Raw genomic sequence first — 17,443 nt, forward strand, 5'->3', positions numbered from 1 at the left:
GGCATCATGGGGGCATGAGCACAGAGCAGGCACAGGCGCTAAAGGACCTGGCCGACGCGGAAGAACTCATCGCATCGGCCACCGCGGTCCTTGCCGGCGGGCCATTGAGCCCCGGCCACGCGGCCTGCTTTGCGCAGCTTGCTGACAAGCTCGCCCGCCGCCAGAGCCGCACCCAGCTGCACGCCGCCCATGCGCTGCGCCGCACCGGTGCCCACAAGCTCGACCAGGAATCCTTCCAGGCCGTCACCGAGGCAGGCGAGCACCCGAGCCTCGCCGCATTCCAGGCGGCCGCCGGGCGCACCACCACTGCCCGCACGCATTTCAAGAACACGGCCGGGCTGCTGCACGGCTGGCTGGACATCCCGCGCAGCACGGTCCGCGACCGGCTGGCCCTGGTGGATTGCTTGCTGGGCGGTGTCGACGAGGCAGGGCAACCGCTGCCCGCCTGGTTGCCGGAACTGGCCGGGCAATTCGCCGACCCCGACGTGGATCCCCGGCTGGTGTCCTCGGCCGCGCTGAAACTGCATTCGGCCCGCAAGGACTTCGGCGAAGGCCAGGCCGGGCAGGCCAAGAAGGACCAGCTGCAAGCCGAATCGGCCGCCTTCATCCGCAGCGAACCCAAGGCCGCCCGCAGGCACATCAACGCACTGGTGGCGCAGGTGAAGTCCGGCCAGCGCCCGTTGCAGGCCCTGCTGGATGGGATCGGGATCTTCAAGAAGGGCATGCGCCAGGGCCTGGTCGAATACGTCCTGCGCGTCCTGCCCGCCCATGCGGCGATGATCGAAGCGTATTTCAACGCGCTGGACAACCCGGCCACCGTGGCCGGGAACCGCGAAGCCCTGGCGCACGCCGAGGCGCAGTTCACCGGTGCCCAAGGCAGCGGCTGGGATGACGAGGAATCGATGCCCGACTGGGCCAAAGACGGGGAACCTGCCGGATCGGCACCCGAGGGATCCGCCGAACCTGAAGAACCCGAAGAACCTGACAAACCTGACAAACCTGACGAACCTGGAGAACCCGAGGAACCTGACGAACCCGAAGAACCTGAAGAGCCCGAGGAACCTGCCGGCCCGGCCGCCACCCAGTTCGAGGAGCTCAAGCCAGAACGACGCCGGCTCGTAGGATTCCTGGCCTTGCTGATGACCGACCGCAACCAGAGCGGTTCGCCAGGGAAACAACCCGGGTTGGCGGTACCGCAGGTGAGCATCATCCTGGATTACGAGAAGATGAGACGCGACGGCAAGGAATTCGCGGTCACTTCCACCGGGATCCAGCTATCCCCGGGCGAAACCAGAGCGGCATTGTGCACGGCCGGAATCTATCCGCTGGTACTGAACGGCCAGAGCCTGCCCCTGGATCTGGGCCGCACCCAGCGGCTGTATAGCAAGGCGCAGGGCCGCGCCATCCGGGCGGCCTATCGAGGGTGCCTGTATCCGGGATGCAGCATGCCCGCCGAACGATGCGAACTGGATCATCTCGACGCGTGGGAAAAGGGCGGCAACACGGACATCGAGTCCGCGGCCTTGGGATGCATGATCCACCATATCGGCAGGCATTGCGGGTTGTTCCACGCGGTGAAGATCCCTGGATGCCGGCCGATGGCCCTGCTGTCCAAGGAACTCGACCCGCAGCAGAAACTCCGGGTGAACACCTACTGGATGACCCCGCAGGAAGCCCTGGCGGCCGATGCCCTCGCCGAGCGCATGACCGCGAAGTGGCGTGCCGGGGAACTGGACATCGAGATCGTGGAGCCCTAGGCATCCTCCGGGTAGGGCCACCGCACGTCTTTGCGAACTCCATCGGACCACTGGGCGATCCACTCTCCGGTGCCTTCGGAGACATCGCGGACCCCTGCCTCCAGCCACTGGAACTTCCCGTCCAGCAGGTCCGCGGCGATCCGTCCATCGGTACGGGTGGTGTTTTTCCAGAGCCTGCCGAAATGCTCCTCGCAGCGTTGCGCGGCCTGTTCGCAGAAGGCCAGGGCAAGATCCTGCGCCGAGTTGCGCTGGCCAGCCGGGGACTGCGGCAGCGCAGTGGTCTTGGCGATCACCGCGGACATGGCGAACAGCTCCGCGCCGATATCCACGATATGGCCCAGGAAGACCTGCTGCTTTTCCAGGCCGGCCTGCCAGCGCGCCATCCCGGCGAACGTCTGGCGTGCCAGCCGCCGCGAGGTCCGCTCCACATAGCGCAGGTGCTTGGCCAATGGGCCGTGCTCGGCATAGGAGTTCGGAAGCGAGCCTGCGCCCATCGCAAGCTTGGGCAGCCACCGGGCATAGAACCCCGAGGCATCCACCGCCGCTCGGGCCTTGTCCTGGATGCTCGACCCGGCACGCGCCAGGTCCCCGGCCGCCTGCAGGTGCGCATCCACGGCCTCGCGGGCAATCAGCAGGTGCATGATTTCGGTGGAGCCTTCGAAGATGCGGTTGATCCGCAGGTCGCGCAGCATCTGTTCGACCGGCACCGCCCGCTCGCCGCGCGCTGCCTGCGACTGCGCGGTCTCGAATCCGCGCCCGCCGCGGATCTGCAGCAGCTCATCGGCGATCGTGCAGGCAGCCTCCGAAGCCCAGAGCTTGGCCAGGGCCGCCTCGATGCGAATATCCTTCATGCCGGCATCGGCCAGCCGGGCGGACACCTCGAACACCGCTTCCAGCGCATAGCTGCTGGCCGCGATGCAGGCGAGCTTGCCGGCGACGGCTTGGTGCTTGCCGACCGGGTGGCCCCACTGCACGCGGGCCGCGGACCATTCACGGGCGATCTTCGTGGACCATTTGCCGGCCCCGGCGCACATGGCCGGGATGGACAAGCGCCCGGTGTTCAGGGTGCTCAGCGCGATCTTCAGCCCCGAGCCTTCCTTGCCCAGGCGGTTGGCCGCCGGCACGCGCACCGAGCGGAACCGGGTCACCCCGTTCTCGATTCCGCGCAGGCCCATGAACTGGTTGCGGTTCTCGACGGTGATGCCCGCGGTATCGGCCTCGACGATGAAGGCGGTGATTCCGCCGCGACCTGCAGGCTCTTGGCCGAGGGCCTCATGCGGCTGCACCGCGGCCATCACCACGAGCAGCTCGGCGACCACCCCGTTGGTGGTCCACAGCTTCGCGCCATCCAGGATGTAGTGGCTGCCGTCGTGACTGAGCCGGGCTTCGGTGCCCAACCGTGCAGGGTCGGAACCGACATCGTTCTCGGTGAGCAGGAAGGCGCTGATGGCTCCTGCCGCGCAGCGCGGCAGGTACTCGCGTTTTTGCTCCTCGGTGCCGAAGGCCTTCACCGGTTCGGGGACGCCGATGGACTGGTGGGCCGAGAGCAGCGCGCCGATGGCCGGGGAAACCACGCCGACGCGCATCAGCGCCCGGCCGTAGTCCAGCAGGCTCAGCCCCAGTCCGCCGTATTCGACCGGGATCTTCATGCCGAAGGCGCCGATGCGGCGCAGCTGGGCAATATATTCGCCGGGGATGCGCGCCTGGGCTTCGATGCGCTCCGGGTCGATGCCATCGAGGACCGCTTCGAGCTGCGGCAGGAATTCCTGTCCGCGTTCTGGATGCAGGGCGCTGGGCAATGGTTCGATCAGGGAGAAGTCCACGGCCCCCATGTACAGGCCCTTGGCGAAGCTGGGCCGGTCGAACTGCTCGCGGGACTCCTCGGCGACTTGCCTGGATTTGTCGGCGTTGATTTGCATGGCGATCCCCTTTGGCTCGGCGATCGGCCGCGGCGCCATCGCCTGGTGGCACCAGCGTAGCTGCCAAACCCCGGGGTTGCTAGAGCGCGTGCAGGTGGCCGCGGGTCGCCTGGCCGGCGTCGTGCAGGTTCTCTCCTTCGAGCAGCACGAACGCCTGCCCGAAGGTCAGCTCATGGATCTGCGATGCGGTTTGCCCTAATTCGCGGGCGATCCGTGCGGTGCTGGCCCGATGGTCGCGCTGCAGGGAGGGGAAGACCAGGGAGAAGACCCGGGAGACCAGCTGCTGGTGCTCCTGGGCCGGTTCCAGCGCCAGCTCCTGGGACAACCACTGGTAGGCGCCTTCGCCCAGCAAGCCGCGGGCACGCGAATGCGCGAGGATCACCTGGGCCGGTGCACCGAACTGCTCTTCGAGTGCCAGCAGCTGCGGGATCTGCAGGGAATCGGAGACCCGAACCTGCAGGGACAGGGAGGGCAGGAGCAAGCGTGCCGCGAATTCGTCGGCTTCGCGTTCCGCGGCGGCCACCTGCTCGCGGTTCTCGCCCAGCGAGGAGTGCATCAGCAGATGCCCCAGCTCGTGGGCCATCGCCAGGCGCTGTGCATTGCGGCTGCCGGCGGCCAGGAAGATGAAGGCCTGCCCGTCTTCCCAGAAGCTGAAGGTCTTGACCGCTTCGAGCGAGGCCGGCAGGCTCAGCACCCGCACCCCGCGGGCTTCGAGCAGATGCAGCAGATCGGGCAACGCGCCGCATCCCAGATCCCATTCGGTGCGCAGATGCGCGGCGGCATCTTCCGGGGTGAAGCCGCACAGCTCGGGGATCCCGGTGTGCGGGAGCCGGAAGTTCCGCGTGATCAGGTTGTAGAGTTCCACGCCGTTGCGGCCCAGCGCGGCCGCGGCGACTTTCTGCGCGGTGCTGGTGCGGCGCGGGGAGCGGAAGAAGATCCGCTCGGTGTCGATGCCCTGGGCCGCGGGAAGCCGGAAGAACTGCGGCGCGCAGCCCAGCGCATCGGCCAGCGCAAGGGAAAGATCCTCGGGAGCATGGGCGAGTTCGCGCTCGCAAATACCCAGCGAGGCGGCCAAGGCGGACCGGCTCAGCGCTGCACGTTCGCGTGCCAACCTGATTCTGGTCGGTTCCAAAGTCATGAGGTTCCTGTAATCTTCCAAAAGGCGATCTTGATCGTCTAATGACCTCAGACTAGTGGCCTATGCCACAAAGCACCAATTGCGTGCAGCTTCGTGAAGTAACACGCTCTGACTTGCGAAAAGGCTCGCAGGCGATGCCTGCGAGCCTTCGTGGCGCTAGATCTTGCTGGCCGCTTCCTTCAGCACGGTGCGCAGGATGGATTCGATCTGGTCGAACTCCGGCTGCCCGATCGTGATGGGCGGAGCCAGCTGGATGACCGGGTCGCCGCGATCGTCGGCGCGGCAATACAGTCCCGCCTCCCACAGGGCCGGGGAGAGGTACCCGCGCAGCAGGCGTTCGGACTCCGCGTCGCTGAAGGTCTCCTTGGTCGCCTTGTCCTTGACCAGCTCGATCCCGTAGAAGTAGCCGGCGCCGCGCACATCGCCAACGATGTCCAGATCGGTGAGCTTGGACAGCGTGGATTTGAACGCGTGGGCATTGTTCTTGACGTTCTCGTTCAATCCTTCCCGCTCGAAGATGTCCAGGTTCGCCATCGCCACCGCGGCTGCCACCGGATGCCCGCCAAAGGTGTAGCCGTGGTAGAAGGTGGTATCGCCCTTGGTGAAAGGCTCGAACAGCTTGTCGGAAACGACCATCACGCCCAGCGGGACATAGCCACTGGTCAGCGCCTTTGCCGAGGTGATGATGTCCGGGACGTAGCCGAAGTCGTTGCAGGCGAACATCGAGCCGATGCGGCCGAACGCGCAGATGGTTTCGTCGGAAACCAGCAGCACGTCGTATTCGTCACAGATCTCGCGGACCCGGTCGAAGTACCCCGGTGGTGGCGGGAAGCAGCCGCCGGAGTTCTGCACCGGTTCCAGGAAGACCGCCGCCACGGTGTCGGCGCCTTCGAATTCGATGGCTTCGCGGATGCGCTCCGCGGCCCACAGCCCGAAGTCCTTCTCGTTGTCCGCGAACATCTGCGGTGCGCGGTAGAAGTTGGTGTTCGGCACGCGGAAGGTGCCGGGGACCAAGGGCTCGAACGGGGTCTTCATATCCGGCAGCGAGGTGATGGCCAAGGCTCCCTGAGGGGTGCCGTGGTAGGCCAGGGCGCGCGAAATGACCTTGGTTTTGCCCGGCTTGCCCTTCATCTTGAAATGCTGCTTGGCCAGCTTGAAGGCGGATTCGACCGCCTCGCCGCCGCCGGTGGTGAAGAAGACGCGGTTCAAGTCGCCCGGTGCATAGCTGGCCAGGCGCTCAGCCAGGTCGATCGCCGGTTCGTGGGCGTAGGACCACAGCGGCATGAAGGCCAGCTTCTCGGCCTGCTTGGCCATGGCTTCGGCCAATTCGGCGCGCCCGTGCCCCGCGTTGACCACGAACAGCCCGGCCAAGCCGTCGATGTATTCGCGCCCGGCATCGTCGTAGATCTTGTGCCCCTCGCCGCGCGAGATGATCGGAACATGCGCGCCGTTGGAAATTCCGGAGTGCCGGGCCATGTGCATCCAAAGGTGATCGCGAGCGGCTTGCTGGCGATCGGTACCACGTGGTGTGTTCATCGTGTTCCCCAGTTGTATTCCTGTTTTTTGAGTGAAAGGTAGGTGTACGTATTGGTGCTGACCACGCCTTCGAGCCCGCGGATCGTTCCGATCACGCGCAGCAGGTCCTCATCGTTCGAGCAGATGACCTCCGCGAGGATGTCCGAGCTGCCGGCGGTGACCACGCAGTAGTCGACTTCCGGAAGTTCGGCGATCCGGTCGGCGGTGCCGCTGATGTCGCTGGCGGCGACGACGCCGATCATGGCCTGGCGGGTGAATCCCAATTCCAGCGGGTTGGTGACTGCGACGATTTGCACGACGCGGCTCTCGACCAGCTTCTGCACGCGCTGGCGCACAGCCGCTTCGCTCAGGCCCACTGCCTTGCCGATGGCGGCATAGGAGCGCCGGCCATCTTCCTGCAGCTGCTCGATGATCTCCTTGGAAATTTCATCAATGGCCTGTGCCGTATGCGAGGGCAGCGTCATATCGACCTCCTAGGTCTAAGGGACTTTCCACAGACCCTACCGTCACTGATTCAGTTGCGAAAGGGGTATTTTTGAAAGTTTTCAGTTTTCGTAACGTAATTTTTACAAGGAAACTTGCGTTCGGGTCTTGTTGGACTTGTGCATTGCTGGCAGGATGAACGACAACACTTTCATGTGTGGCCGATCACATTCGTCGTTAGGATTCCAGCCATGTCGCACTCGCAACGCCGACTTCCGCAAGACCCCCAAGTCCGCGCACTGGTCCAGGCCGTGAGCCAGCGCAGCTACTCCCGCCGCAGCGTGCTTTCCGCGACCGGCGCATTGGGCCTGACCGGGCTGCTCGCAGCCTGCGGCACGGGAGGAAGCAGCACCAAAGCCGCACCGTCGATCGAGGACATTTCCGCAAACGACCCCACCGTGAACTGGGCCAACTGGACCCTGTACCTGGATTACGACGACGAGAAGAAGACCTACCCGACACTGGATGCGTTCACCAAGCAGACCGGCATCAAGGTGAACTACCGCGAGGATATCGACGGCAACGACACCTACTACGGCAAGGTGCAGGGCCAGCTCAAGGCAGGCCAGGACATCGGCCAGGACGTCATCACGATGACCGACTGGATGGCCGGCCGCATGATCCGCCAGGGCTACGCCCAGGAGCTGGACCTGGCGAACATCCCCAACTCGGCCAACCTGCTGCCCAACCTGAAGGACGTGGACTTCGACCCGGGACGCAAGCACTCGCTGACCTGGCAGTCCGGCTACGCCGGCATCGCCTGGAATAAGAAGGCATTCCCCAAGGGCCTGAAATCCGTCGAGGACCTCTGGGATCCAAAGCTCAAGGGCCGTATCACCGTGCTCGATGAAATGCGCGACACCATCGGCCTGCTGATGCTGCACAACGGCGTGGACATCGCCGGCCAATGGGGCGAAAGCGAATTCGGCGCCGCTGCCGACGTGCTGCGCGAGAACATCGGCAATGGCCAGATCCGCCAGGTCAAGGGCAACTCCTACAAGGAGGACTTCGTCTCGGGCGATGCGATCGCCGGCATCGTCTGGTCCGGCGATATCGTGCAGATGAACTTCGAGAACGATGACCAGTGGGAGTTCGTGATCCCCGAGGCCGGCGGCACCCTGTGGAGCGACAACCTGATGGTCCCGGTGGCCTCGCCACGCAAGGCCAACTCCGAGAAGCTCATGGACTTCTACTACGACCCAGCCGTGGCCGCGCAGGTCGCAGCCTACGTGAACTTCATCTGCCCGGTGGTCGGCGCCCAGGAAGAAATGGAAAAGATCGACCCTGACCTGGTCGGCAACCCGCTGATCTTCCCGACCGATGAGGATCTGGCAAAGGCACATGTCTTCCGCTCGCTGGAAGCGGATGAAGAGACCGCGTTGAACTCTGAATTCCAGAGTGCAATCGGCGCCTAGAAAGCGGGGAACACCATGACTCGCCAACGAGCCATCAACTGCCAGCGCCTGCCCAAGGGCCACGGTTCGGGCCCGGCCCGTGCCAGGGACGTCGTCAACCGGGCAACCTCCGCACGTGCTGTACCGGCAGCAGAAACCGATTTCCACAACCAGTTCCAGGAAGTGATAGGGGCATGACAACCTTGGCAACGCGTACCGAAACCACTGCCACCGGCGCGGATCTGCACCTCTCGGGCATCACCAAGCGCTTTTCCAGCTTCGTGGCGGTCAAGGACCTGGATTTGGTGGTCCCTTCGGGCACCTTCTTCGCCCTGCTCGGACCCTCCGGTTGCGGCAAGTCGACCACCCTGCGCATGATCGCGGGCCTTGAGGCCCCCAGCGAGGGCAGCATCTCGATCGGCGGCCAGGAAGTGACCGCGCTGGCCAGCCACCAGCGTCCGGTGAACACCGTGTTCCAGTCCTATGCGCTGTTCCCGCACATGAGCGTGCTGGAAAACGTGGCCTTCGGGCTCAAGCGCAAGAAGGACAAGCAGGCGATGGAGAAAGCCAGGGCCGGGCTGGACCTGGTGGAGCTCGGGCACCTTGCCAATCGCAAGCCGATCCAGCTCTCCGGCGGGCAGCAGCAGCGCGTGGCCCTGGCCCGGGCGCTGGTCAATCGCCCGCAGGTGCTGCTGCTCGATGAGCCCCTCGGGGCACTTGACATGAAGCTGCGCCGCCAAATGCAGCTGGAGCTGAAGAACATCCAGACCGAAGTCGGCCTGACCTTCATCCACGTCACCCACGACCAGGAAGAGGCCATGACCATGGCCGACGTGGTCGCCGTGATGAACGGCGGACGGATCGAGCAGATGGGCCCGCCGCGCGAACTCTACGAATTGCCCAAGACCGCGTTCGTCGCGAACTTCCTGGGCAAGTCGAACCTGATGCGCGGCACGGTCACCGGCAATGACGCCGGCATGCTCAGCGTCATGGTCAACGGCCAAGCCATCTTGCTGCCGGCCGACCGCGCCGTGCAGGCCTCAGGGGAGGTGGTCGTCGGGGTGCGCCCGGAGAAGATCACGATCTCGCGCGATGGCTATGCGGGAGAGAACCGCTTGTCCGGCACCGTGGTCGACGTGTCCTTCACCGGCACCACCACCGAGTACCTGGTCGAGGTGGACGGGATCGGCACGCTCGGGACCTTCGCGCAGAATCGCGGCCAGCAGCCTGCTGCCGAAGGCGACACCGTGTACCTGTCCTGGGAAGCGCAGCATTCCTTCGGACTGGCCGGTGCCGAGCACGAGGATGCCGGAGTTGACCAGCCATGACGGTCATGACCAAGAAGGGCATCGTCGACCTGCGCAGCCCCGAGGAGATCCGGGCGGAGCGGCGCAAGGGCCGCACCGGCGTCTACCTGATCGCCCCGGGCATGCTGGTGCTCGCCCTGTTCTTCGCGCTTCCGGTGGTAGTCCTGCTGGCAATGAGCCTGTACGTGAAACCCGAGGGCGGGGAAATCGGCGAATTCGTGCCGGGTTTCGAAATCGGCAACTACGCCACGGTGCTCGCCGCCTACTGGCCCGAGCTGCTGCGCTCCTTCGGGTTCGCGCTGATCGCCACCGTCCTGGCCTTGCTCATCGGCTTCCCGATGGCCTACCTGGTGGCAGTCCGCTTGCGCGAGAAGACGCTGCTGCAGGGCATCTTGCTGGTGCTGCTGATCGCCCCGTTCTTCTCCAGCTTCATTCTGCGCACCCAGGCCTGGAAGCAGATACTGGCCGATGAGGGGTTCATCGCCCAAACGCTGAAATTCCTGGCGATCCTGCCAGCCGACGGGCACCTGACTGCCACGCCGTTCGCGGTCGTCGCGGGCCTGACCTATAACTTCCTGCCGTTCATGGTGCTGCCGATCTACGCTAACCTGGGCCGGCTGGACACCCGCCTGCTCGAGGCCTCGGGGGATCTGTATGCCAGCCCGGTGACCTCCTTCTTCAAGGTGACGCTGCCGATGAGCGCCCCGGGCGTCTTCGCCGGCACCCTGCTGACGTTCATCCCGGCCGCCGGCGACTACGTGAACGCGGCCCTGCTGGGCAATAACCGCAATACTACGATGATCGGCCAGATCATCGATTCCAGATTCTTCAAGGTCATCGATTACCCGGGCGCCTCGGCGTTGAGCTTCGTGCTGATGGTCTCGATCCTGATCCTGGTCACGATCTATATCCGCCGCTTCGGGACCAAGGAGCTGATGTAGCATGAAGCAGAAAATCGGACGCTGGTTCATCCCCGCTGTCGGCGGGCTGGCTTTCATCTACCTCCTGGTCCCGATCGCGTACATCTTCGTGTTCTCCTTCAACGATGCCGGCCGCACCAACCTGGACTGGCGCGGCTTCACCCTGGAGAACTGGCAGAACCCCTGCGGCGCTCCGGCGGTCTGCGAATCGCTGGCGCACTCGCTGCAGGTCGGCACGGTGGCCACGATTGCCGCCACCGCCTTGGGCACGCTGATCGCCATCGGCCTGGTCCGCTACAAGTTCCGGTTCCGCAAGCTCACCGATGTGCTGATCATTTTGCCGTTGGCTACTCCGGAGGTCGTGCTCGGCGCTTCTCTGCTGGCACAGTTCCTGAACCTCGGTTGGGAACTGGGCTACGCCACCATCGTGATCGCCCACATTGTGTTCTGCATGTCCTTCGTGATCGTCACCGTCAGGGCTCGTGTCTCCTCGCTGGATCCGCGATTGGAAGAAGCGGCCGCCGATCTCTACGCCTCGCCGCGGGCGGCCTTCTGGAAGGTGACGTTCCCGCTGCTGCTGCCAGGCATTGTGGCCGCCGCGCTGTTGTCCTTCGCGATGAGTTTTGATGATTTCATCATCACGAATTTCAACTCCGGCACCTTCCAGACCTTCCCGAAGTTCATCTATGTGGCAGCTACCCGCGGCATCCCGGCCCAGGCGAATGTCATTGGTTCGGCGATGTTCATCCTTGCCCTGCTCGTGGTGGTCATCGGACAGGTGATCAGCTACCGGAAGAAGAAACAGCTGGAGAATTCCTAGGTTCCAAAGGCCCGCGCTCTTCAGCGCGGGCCTTTGGCTTGCCAGCTGGTCAAAAAGCAGGGATCGTCACTAGCGTGAGCGGTACCCAGCTCGCTCCTTGCACCCTCTGGGACCTGCACGTTGTTGGACTGGCGCTAGGCCTCCGGCCGCTTGCTGCTCTTGCGGTGATTTGCAGGACCATTGCCTGCAGGATGCAGCCGCGCCCAAAGGCCATTAGGGTGGCTGGCGGAACGAAATATTGGCAGAGAGCCGAAATGCGGGCATCTGACATATAGTAAATACTTAGCTTTACAATATATGGTCTACAGGTTGATACCTTGCTGGCCTGTAGGTGCAGGTCTATGAACGATTGGAAACTTCATGAGCGATAAGCCAGTTTGGCTCTCCGGGCCTGAACGCGACGCCTGGCTTGGACTGCATGCTGTCATGACTTTGCTTCCGGCGGCCTTGGATTCCGATCTGCAGGGCCTGGAAGGCATCACGCTTTTCGACTACCACATGCTCGCCATGCTCTCCGAGGCCAAGGACCATCAGCTGACCATGACGACGCTGGCTTCGCACACCAGTGCTTCGCTTTCGCGACTGTCGCATGTGGTCAAGAAGCTGGAGAAGCGCGGCTGGGTTACCCGCGAGCAGTCCGCAGAAGATGCCCGTGTGAAAATCGCCTCATTAACGCAGGCCGGATGGGAAGCCGTGCAGCAGATGGCGCCTCACCACGTTGCCTCGGTGCGCGGACTTCTCTTCGATACCCTTGATGACAAGGACGTTAACGATCTCACGCGGATCGCACGCAAAATTACAACTTCGCTTGATGCGGATCATTGGATCCTGAATTCGGAAAACCTCGATTTGGAACACTGAGGAATTCTCGATAAGCTAATCAGGCGTTAATCGCGTGTGTTGTTATGCCGTCTAACAGCAGAACAACTGCGCGTTGCCCGTAATACCGAATATCGTGGCCGACTGAGTACGGGGAAATTGCTCGACCGGTTGCGAAGTTCACCGACTTACATACTTTAAGGCTCTTCGGTTGGTTCTCACCCAGCCTGGTTACCTTCCTAGTGTGCAGTATTAACGGTGTTTCACTGGTTGGCGGGACTCATAACGCAGAAGCGGTGTCGATATTTTGGTATGGGCACTGTGCGCGAGTACCGCCGAATTTTACTACTAACTAACTGAGGAGTGATCATGGCAGCTGTTTGCCAGGTAACCGGTACTACTCCGGCCTTCGGACATAGCATCTCCCACTCGCACCGTCGCAACAAGCGTCGTTTCGATCCGAACATCCAGAAGAAGACCTACTACGTGCCTTCCCTGCGCCGTAAGGTGACCCTGACCCTGTCGGTCAAGGGCATCAAGGTCATCGATGCTCGCGGTATCGACGCTGTAATTGCTGACCTGATTGCGAAGGGTGTGAAGCTCTAAAAATGGCAAAGAAGGATAAGGACGTACGTCCGATCATCAAGCTGAAGTCCACCGCTGGAACCGGTTTCACTTACGTAACCCGTAAGAACCGTCGTAACAACCCTGACCGCATGGTCATGAAGAAGTACGACCCAGTCGTCCGTAAGCACGTTGAATTCCGAGAGGAGCGCTAAGACATGGCCAAGAAGTCCAAGATCGCAAAGAACGAACAGCGCAAGGTCATTGTCGAGCGTTACGCTGCAAAGCGTCTCGAATTGAAGAAGACCCTGGTTGATCCAAACGCAACCGACGAAGCTCGCGAAGCTGCACGCGTAGGCCTGCAGAAGCTTCCACGCGATGCTTCCCCGATTCGCGTTCGCAACCGCGACGCAATCGACGGTCGCCCACGCGGCACCTTCCAGAAGTTCGGTATCTCCCGTGTTCGCTTCCGCGACATGGCGCACCGTGGTGAGCTTCCGGGCATCACCAAGTCTTCCTGGTAAGACCTGCAAGTCTTTTGACTTAGCAAGCCGCCTTCCCTTTCGGGAAGGCGGCTTCGCCTTTTAACGCCGCCACCACCGGCGTTTCACCGGTGCTTTCTCTGCCACCGGTGCAGGTTCTGCCGCCCGGCGTTCCTGCCAACCAAGCACCTCTGCGGTGGAATCGCGCAAAGCGGTGATCACCGGCGGGCCGCCAAGCAGCTGCCGCCGCGCCTCGATAATGCGGGCATTGAAATCCTCGATATGCTCACGCACGGCCCGCTCGGAGGGCAAGCGGTCCAAGGTCTGCTCCATCTGCTCATCTTCCACCCGCAAGGTCAGCGCTGGTGGGCCCAGCCCGGTAAGCTGCTCGCGGCGCATCATGGACTTCAGCCACCAGTCGGGATCGTCATTGCTGGTGATATGGTCGATCTTCTGGCCCGAGAGGGCAAGATTGTCGAAGTCCCCGCGGGCGAAAGCCTCATCGAGCACGGAGTTGGCCACTTCCCATGCCTCGTCCTCGGCATGCAGCTGCAGCGGCGTCTTCTGCTTCTCGACGGGAGCCATCCCGGTGGCCTGCGCATACTCGTCCACCGGCAACGGCTCGCTGTCCTGCTTCATCTTGTACCGGGCCGCATTCAGTGCGGCATCCTCGCTGTGCTCCATCTTCCAATGATCCCACCGTGCGCCTGAGCCCGGCAACGGCACTGGGACTTTCCGAAGCAATTGATGGGGGAGCTGGGAAGATAAAATCATTCCCTTCGGGTTCGGGCGCCTCGCCAAGGATTCAGTGCCCAGCAAGCGGCTGCGAGGTGGCTGGAGATCGCTATAAGCGGCCATGTCCCACCCGCAATCGAGCATTATCCCTGTAGTAGCGTGTATTCCATGAAGCCAGCGACGCGCTATCCGAGACCCGCAACTGACATCTACGCGAACCGGCAGCGGTGGGCGCCGCTGGGCCAAGGCAAGACCGTTGTGGTGACCGGCGCGAATAGCGGCCTTGGCTTCTTCGCGAGCCTCGGCTTGGCGCGAGCCGGTGCGCAAGTCATCCTGGCCTGCCGCAACCAGAGCCGTGCGGAGCATGCCATGGAGCAGATCCGGCTGCGCGTACCGGCGGCTAGCGTGGAATTCATGCAGTTCGACTCCTCGCGCATGGAATCCGCAATGGGACTGGCAGCTGAACTGCGCAATCGGCCATTGGATGCGCTGATCGCCAATGCAGGGGTCATCCGGGCGCCGCAGAGCCGCGTCGAGGGCCTGCTGGGCCATGAGCTGACCATGAGCACGAATTTCATCGGGCATGCGCGGCTAGTCGGCGAGCTGGCCGAACGCTTCGCCCAGCCGCTGCGGTTCATCGGGCTGGGATCGATGTCCACCCGGATGCTGGCTACCGATCCGCAAAACCTGGCCTTGACCCGCGACTACCATCCATACCGTGCCTATGCGCAGTCCAAGGCGGCAGTGCAAGCCTTCACCTTGGCCCTGGACCACCGGCTGCGCCAGCTGGAACTGCCGGCTCGCGCGCTGGCCATCCACCCGGGGTATTCGCTTTCCGGGCTGACCCCGCAGGTGCCCAACATCAACGAACCGGACTTTGCCAAGCGGCTGATTGGCCAATTGCAGTCCAGTTTCGCGCAGGGCAAACATGAAGGTGCGGTGGCATTGGTCGAAGCGGCATTGGCGCCGGAACTCGAAGACGCGCCCCGAGGCAGCTATTTGGGGCCGAAATACCTCACGAAGGGTCCAACGGCACTGGCCAGCCCGGCGAAAGCGACCCGCGGCAAGGAGCTGCAAAGCAAAGCCTGGGAACTTTTCGTGGAGGCAAACGAAGGCCTCGATCCGTTCGCGCTGTAGGTCCCGGGTGAACTTTCACACCCTTGATTTGGCGAAAATTCAGCAGAATCCGCAAGATGATGCACTTTTTGTCGCTTTCAGCTGGTAAGTTCAACTCTTGATAAGTCCGTGCGACCGTGCGGCGTTCGGGGCCCGGAAGAGGGCTTTGGATCACTAGTCCAGGAGGACCATACATTGGCTATGAACCGTAGCGAACTTGTTGCTGCTGTTGCAGCGAAGACCGAAAACTCCCAGGTTGCCGTTAATGGTGTTCTGGATGCAGTCTTCGAGGTTTTCGTCGACCAGATTTCCAAGGGTGAGAAGGTGTCGATCCCAGGTTGGTTGGCTGTAGAGCGCACCGATCGTGCAGCTCGCACCGGCCGCAACCCACAGACCGGTGAAGCAATCCAGATTCCTGCTGGCCACTCGGTCAAGCTGACCGCTGGGTCGAAGCTGAAGGCTGCTGTAGCCAAGAAGTAAGCTTCCGCTAGAGCTTTGCGCAAGGCCCGCTGTCCGTTCCCGGATTGGCGGGCCTTGCGGCGTTAAGGAACGTTGCAAAAGCCTTCATTGAACCCAAAAATGCTGCCGTTGAGCCAAGAAATCTGCAATTAGTTGAAAAAATCCCGGTTTTCCGCCTGTTTTCCGCAGTTCTGGGGCGAAACGTTTGATATGTTCTCACTGGTAAGACCGTGCGACCGTGCGGCGTTCGGGGCCCGGAAGAGGGCTTTGGATCACTAGTCCAGGAGGACCATACATTGGCTATGAACCGTAGCGAACTTGTTGCTGCTGTTGCAGCGAAGACCGAAAACTCCCAGGTTGCCGTTAATGGTGTTCTGGATGCAGTCTTCGAGGTTTTCGTCGACCAGATTTCCAAGGGTGAGAAGGTGTCGATCCCAGGTTGGTTGGCTGTAGAGCGCACCGATCGTGCAGCTCGCACCGGCCGCAACCCACAGACCGGTGAAGCAATCCAGATTCCTGCTGGCCACTCGGTCAAGCTGACCGCTGGGTCGAAGCTGAAGGCTGCTGTAGCCAAGAAGTAAGCTTCCGCTAGAGCTTTGCGCAAGGCCCGACCCGCTCCGGAGAAATCCAGGAGGCAGGGTCGGGCCTTCTGCTTTATCGGAGCACCGTTTGAGGCGCTCTTCTACTTCGCGTAGAATCAGCTTCGATCGTAGAACTCCGCGAAGAATGGCTGCCCATCGTGTCACAGAAACCCGCAACCCGCGTTATCCGCGGCTGGTTGGCGGCAAGCGTGTGCACCTGGACAGCCTTTGCCGCGCACGCCCACAGTGCGCCTACAGCGCTATCGGTGGTGGCCATGGTGCTCATTACCTGCGTCTCTGCGGCTATCGGCGTCGTGCTGGTGGGCCGGAAGTTCTCCCTGTGGGCGACCAGCCTGGTCGTGCTGCTCAGCCAGGGGCTCTACCACCTGAGCTTGTCGGTGATGAGCCACCAGGGCGGCGACATTTCCGGTCTGGAACACGCGCACCATGCGGGGCGCAATCCAGCGCTGGCGCAGGACATCACCGCGCAGTACGCCAACGTGCATACCGAATCGATGCTCTACGCCCACGTGCTGGCCGCGATCGCCAGCGTACTGGTGCTCTACGGCGGTGAACGCCTGCTCAAGGCCATGGCCGGCTGGCTCACCCTTTCAACGGCCCGGCGGATCCTCTCGCGCATTCGCGTGCAGGTACCTGCTGCCCGGCCGCTTCGTGCCTACTTCCCCTTGCGTTTCCAACTCAAGCTGGCGCAATTGGGAAGACTGCCGGAGCGCCGCGGTCCGCCCTGCTTCATTCTTGCTGCCTGAGTAAAGAATTGAAGCGCCCCGCAAGGGGCTTGGAAGGAACATCATGAGCGTAGTAACCAAGAACATCACCCGACTAGTCGCAGTACTGGCATTCTCCTTGCTGGCTTTCGCCGGCTCGATCGGTGCCGCCAACGCGCACGACCAGTTGATCGGCTCTACCCCGGAGGCCGGGGCCACCATCCAGGAAGTGCCCGAGGACATCACCCTCGAATTCTCCGGCGTGCTCCAGAGCCTATCCGGCGTGGACTCCACGGTGGTCTCGCTGACCCTCGATGGGGAAAAGATCGACACCGAGGCCAAGACCAAGGGCACCAAGGTCACCGTCACCCCGGCCAAGGAGCTGGGCAACGGCGAGTACCAGCTGGCCTACCGCGTGGTCTCGTCTGACGGCCACCCGATCGAGAACAAGATCGGCTTCAGCGTCGACGCGCCACAGGCCGCCCCCACCCTGGTCAGCTCGAGCGCGCCAGCGGCGCCTAGCGACTCCGCAGGGTCCGCCGACCTGGATCCAGGCGCTAACCCGGTCCAGGACCTGGGCAGCTCGATGAGCCCGGTGGTCTGGGTCATCATCGGCGTAGTCATCCTTGGCGGCGCGCTGGGCGTGCTGGCCAAGTTCATGCGCCAGTCCAAGTAGCCCCCACCCTTC

20 protein-coding genes are annotated in these 17,443 nt (G+C 62.9%); 15 read left to right on the forward strand and 5 right to left on the reverse strand.

Annotated elements, in window-relative coordinates; genetic code table 11:
* Positions 1 to 14: 14 nt before the first annotated feature.
* Positions 15 to 1,757: an HNH endonuclease signature motif containing protein gene (locus tag ACIOJF_RS00140; protein WP_105657048.1), complete on the forward strand. Its 1,743-nt coding sequence runs from the start codon at positions 15 to 17 to the stop codon at positions 1,755 to 1,757.
* Here the strand turns inward: ACIOJF_RS00140 and ACIOJF_RS00145 are convergent.
* The 4 genes from ACIOJF_RS00145 to ACIOJF_RS00160 all read right to left on the reverse strand — a co-directional run bounded on the left by ACIOJF_RS00145 (position 1,754) and on the right by ACIOJF_RS00160 (position 6,814).
* Positions 1,754 to 3,676, reverse strand: coding sequence for an acyl-CoA dehydrogenase family protein (locus tag ACIOJF_RS00145; RefSeq protein ID WP_353615989.1), 1,923 nt, complete (start codon positions 3,674 to 3,676; stop codon positions 1,754 to 1,756). The genes ACIOJF_RS00140 and ACIOJF_RS00145 overlap by 4 nt on opposite strands.
* A gap of 79 nt (positions 3,677 to 3,755) precedes the next feature.
* Positions 3,756 to 4,814 (reverse strand): ImmA/IrrE family metallo-endopeptidase, encoded by a 1,059-nt coding sequence (locus ACIOJF_RS00150; protein ID WP_105657046.1) that lies wholly within the window; start codon positions 4,812 to 4,814, stop codon positions 3,756 to 3,758.
* 156 nt (positions 4,815 to 4,970) lie between these two features.
* Entirely contained in the window at positions 4,971 to 6,350 is a 1,380-nt protein-coding gene (locus ACIOJF_RS00155) for an aspartate aminotransferase family protein (protein ID WP_402741076.1), read from the reverse strand.
* Positions 6,347 to 6,814, reverse strand: coding sequence for an Lrp/AsnC family transcriptional regulator (locus tag ACIOJF_RS00160; RefSeq protein ID WP_105657044.1), 468 nt, complete (start codon positions 6,812 to 6,814; stop codon positions 6,347 to 6,349). Before ACIOJF_RS00160 ends, ACIOJF_RS00155 begins: the two co-directional genes overlap by 4 nt.
* A 210-nt stretch (positions 6,815 to 7,024) precedes the next feature.
* Here ACIOJF_RS00160 and ACIOJF_RS00165 point away from each other — a divergent pair, with 210 nt between their 5' ends.
* The 9 genes from ACIOJF_RS00165 to rpsN all read left to right on the forward strand — a co-directional run bounded on the left by ACIOJF_RS00165 (position 7,025) and on the right by rpsN (position 13,181).
* The gene (locus tag ACIOJF_RS00165) at positions 7,025 to 8,248 is read left to right on the forward strand and encodes a PotD/PotF family extracellular solute-binding protein (protein WP_402734685.1); all 1,224 of its coding nucleotides are present in this window, start codon (positions 7,025 to 7,027) and stop codon (positions 8,246 to 8,248) included.
* 15 nt (positions 8,249 to 8,263) lie between these two features.
* Positions 8,264 to 8,425, forward strand: a complete 162-nt coding sequence (locus ACIOJF_RS00170) for a hypothetical protein (RefSeq protein ID WP_166650709.1) — start codon at positions 8,264 to 8,266, stop codon at positions 8,423 to 8,425.
* Positions 8,422 to 9,555 (forward strand): ABC transporter ATP-binding protein, encoded by a 1,134-nt coding sequence (locus ACIOJF_RS00175; RefSeq protein ID WP_402741077.1) that lies wholly within the window; start codon positions 8,422 to 8,424, stop codon positions 9,553 to 9,555. The genes ACIOJF_RS00170 and ACIOJF_RS00175 overlap by 4 nt, the downstream gene beginning before the upstream one ends.
* Positions 9,552 to 10,475 carry an ABC transporter permease gene (locus ACIOJF_RS00180; RefSeq protein ID WP_332730597.1) on the forward strand — a complete coding sequence of 308 codons (924 nt, stop codon included), beginning with the start codon at positions 9,552 to 9,554 and terminating at the stop codon, positions 10,473 to 10,475. The genes ACIOJF_RS00175 and ACIOJF_RS00180 overlap by 4 nt, the downstream gene beginning before the upstream one ends.
* Position 10,476: 1 nt before the next feature.
* Complete coding sequence (locus ACIOJF_RS00185) at positions 10,477 to 11,274, forward strand: ABC transporter permease (protein ID WP_105657040.1); 798 nt, start codon at positions 10,477 to 10,479, stop codon at positions 11,272 to 11,274.
* Positions 11,275 to 11,634: 360 nt separating this feature from the next.
* Positions 11,635 to 12,135: a MarR family winged helix-turn-helix transcriptional regulator gene (locus tag ACIOJF_RS00190; protein ID WP_105657039.1), complete on the forward strand. Its 501-nt coding sequence runs from the start codon at positions 11,635 to 11,637 to the stop codon at positions 12,133 to 12,135.
* Between the two features lie 327 nt (positions 12,136 to 12,462).
* Entirely contained in the window at positions 12,463 to 12,699 is a 237-nt protein-coding gene (rpmB, locus tag ACIOJF_RS00195; RefSeq protein WP_013349911.1) for a 50S ribosomal protein L28, read from the forward strand.
* Positions 12,700 to 12,701: 2 nt separating this feature from the next.
* Positions 12,702 to 12,872 carry a 50S ribosomal protein L33 gene (rpmG, locus tag ACIOJF_RS00200; RefSeq protein WP_013349910.1) on the forward strand — a complete coding sequence of 57 codons (171 nt, stop codon included), beginning with the start codon at positions 12,702 to 12,704 and terminating at the stop codon, positions 12,870 to 12,872.
* A gap of 3 nt (positions 12,873 to 12,875) precedes the next feature.
* Complete coding sequence (gene rpsN, locus ACIOJF_RS00205) at positions 12,876 to 13,181, forward strand: 30S ribosomal protein S14 (protein WP_013349909.1); 306 nt, start codon at positions 12,876 to 12,878, stop codon at positions 13,179 to 13,181.
* Positions 13,182 to 13,241: 60 nt separating this feature from the next.
* Here the strand turns inward: rpsN and ACIOJF_RS00210 are convergent, their stop codons facing one another.
* Positions 13,242 to 13,823 carry a DUF1992 domain-containing protein gene (locus tag ACIOJF_RS00210; RefSeq protein ID WP_166650710.1) on the reverse strand — a complete coding sequence of 194 codons (582 nt, stop codon included), beginning with the start codon at positions 13,821 to 13,823 and terminating at the stop codon, positions 13,242 to 13,244.
* 219 nt (positions 13,824 to 14,042) lie between these two features.
* Between ACIOJF_RS00210 and ACIOJF_RS00215 the strand changes: the two genes are divergently transcribed.
* The 5 genes from ACIOJF_RS00215 (at position 14,043) to ACIOJF_RS00235 (ending at position 17,431) form a co-directional block, all read left to right on the forward strand.
* Complete coding sequence (locus tag ACIOJF_RS00215) at positions 14,043 to 15,011, forward strand: SDR family NAD(P)-dependent oxidoreductase (RefSeq protein ID WP_105657037.1); 969 nt, start codon at positions 14,043 to 14,045, stop codon at positions 15,009 to 15,011.
* Between the two features lie 174 nt (positions 15,012 to 15,185).
* Positions 15,186 to 15,470 (forward strand): HU family DNA-binding protein, encoded by a 285-nt coding sequence (locus ACIOJF_RS00220; protein ID WP_013349906.1) that lies wholly within the window; start codon positions 15,186 to 15,188, stop codon positions 15,468 to 15,470.
* A gap of 275 nt (positions 15,471 to 15,745) precedes the next feature.
* A complete protein-coding gene (locus ACIOJF_RS00225; RefSeq protein ID WP_013349906.1) occupies positions 15,746 to 16,030 on the forward strand; it encodes an HU family DNA-binding protein in 285 nt (94 codons plus the stop codon).
* A gap of 158 nt (positions 16,031 to 16,188) precedes the next feature.
* On the forward strand, positions 16,189 to 16,797 hold the full coding sequence (locus ACIOJF_RS00230; RefSeq protein ID WP_133833541.1) for a hypothetical protein: 609 nt from the start codon (positions 16,189 to 16,191) through the stop codon (positions 16,795 to 16,797).
* A gap of 43 nt (positions 16,798 to 16,840) precedes the next feature.
* A complete protein-coding gene (locus tag ACIOJF_RS00235; RefSeq protein ID WP_105657035.1) occupies positions 16,841 to 17,431 on the forward strand; it encodes a copper resistance CopC family protein in 591 nt (196 codons plus the stop codon).
* The last annotated feature ends 12 nt before the right edge of the window (positions 17,432 to 17,443 follow it).

The organism is Glutamicibacter sp. NPDC087831, from assembly GCF_044742845.1.
In the GTDB taxonomy this organism is placed as follows: Bacteria; Actinomycetota; Actinomycetes; order Actinomycetales; family Micrococcaceae; genus Glutamicibacter.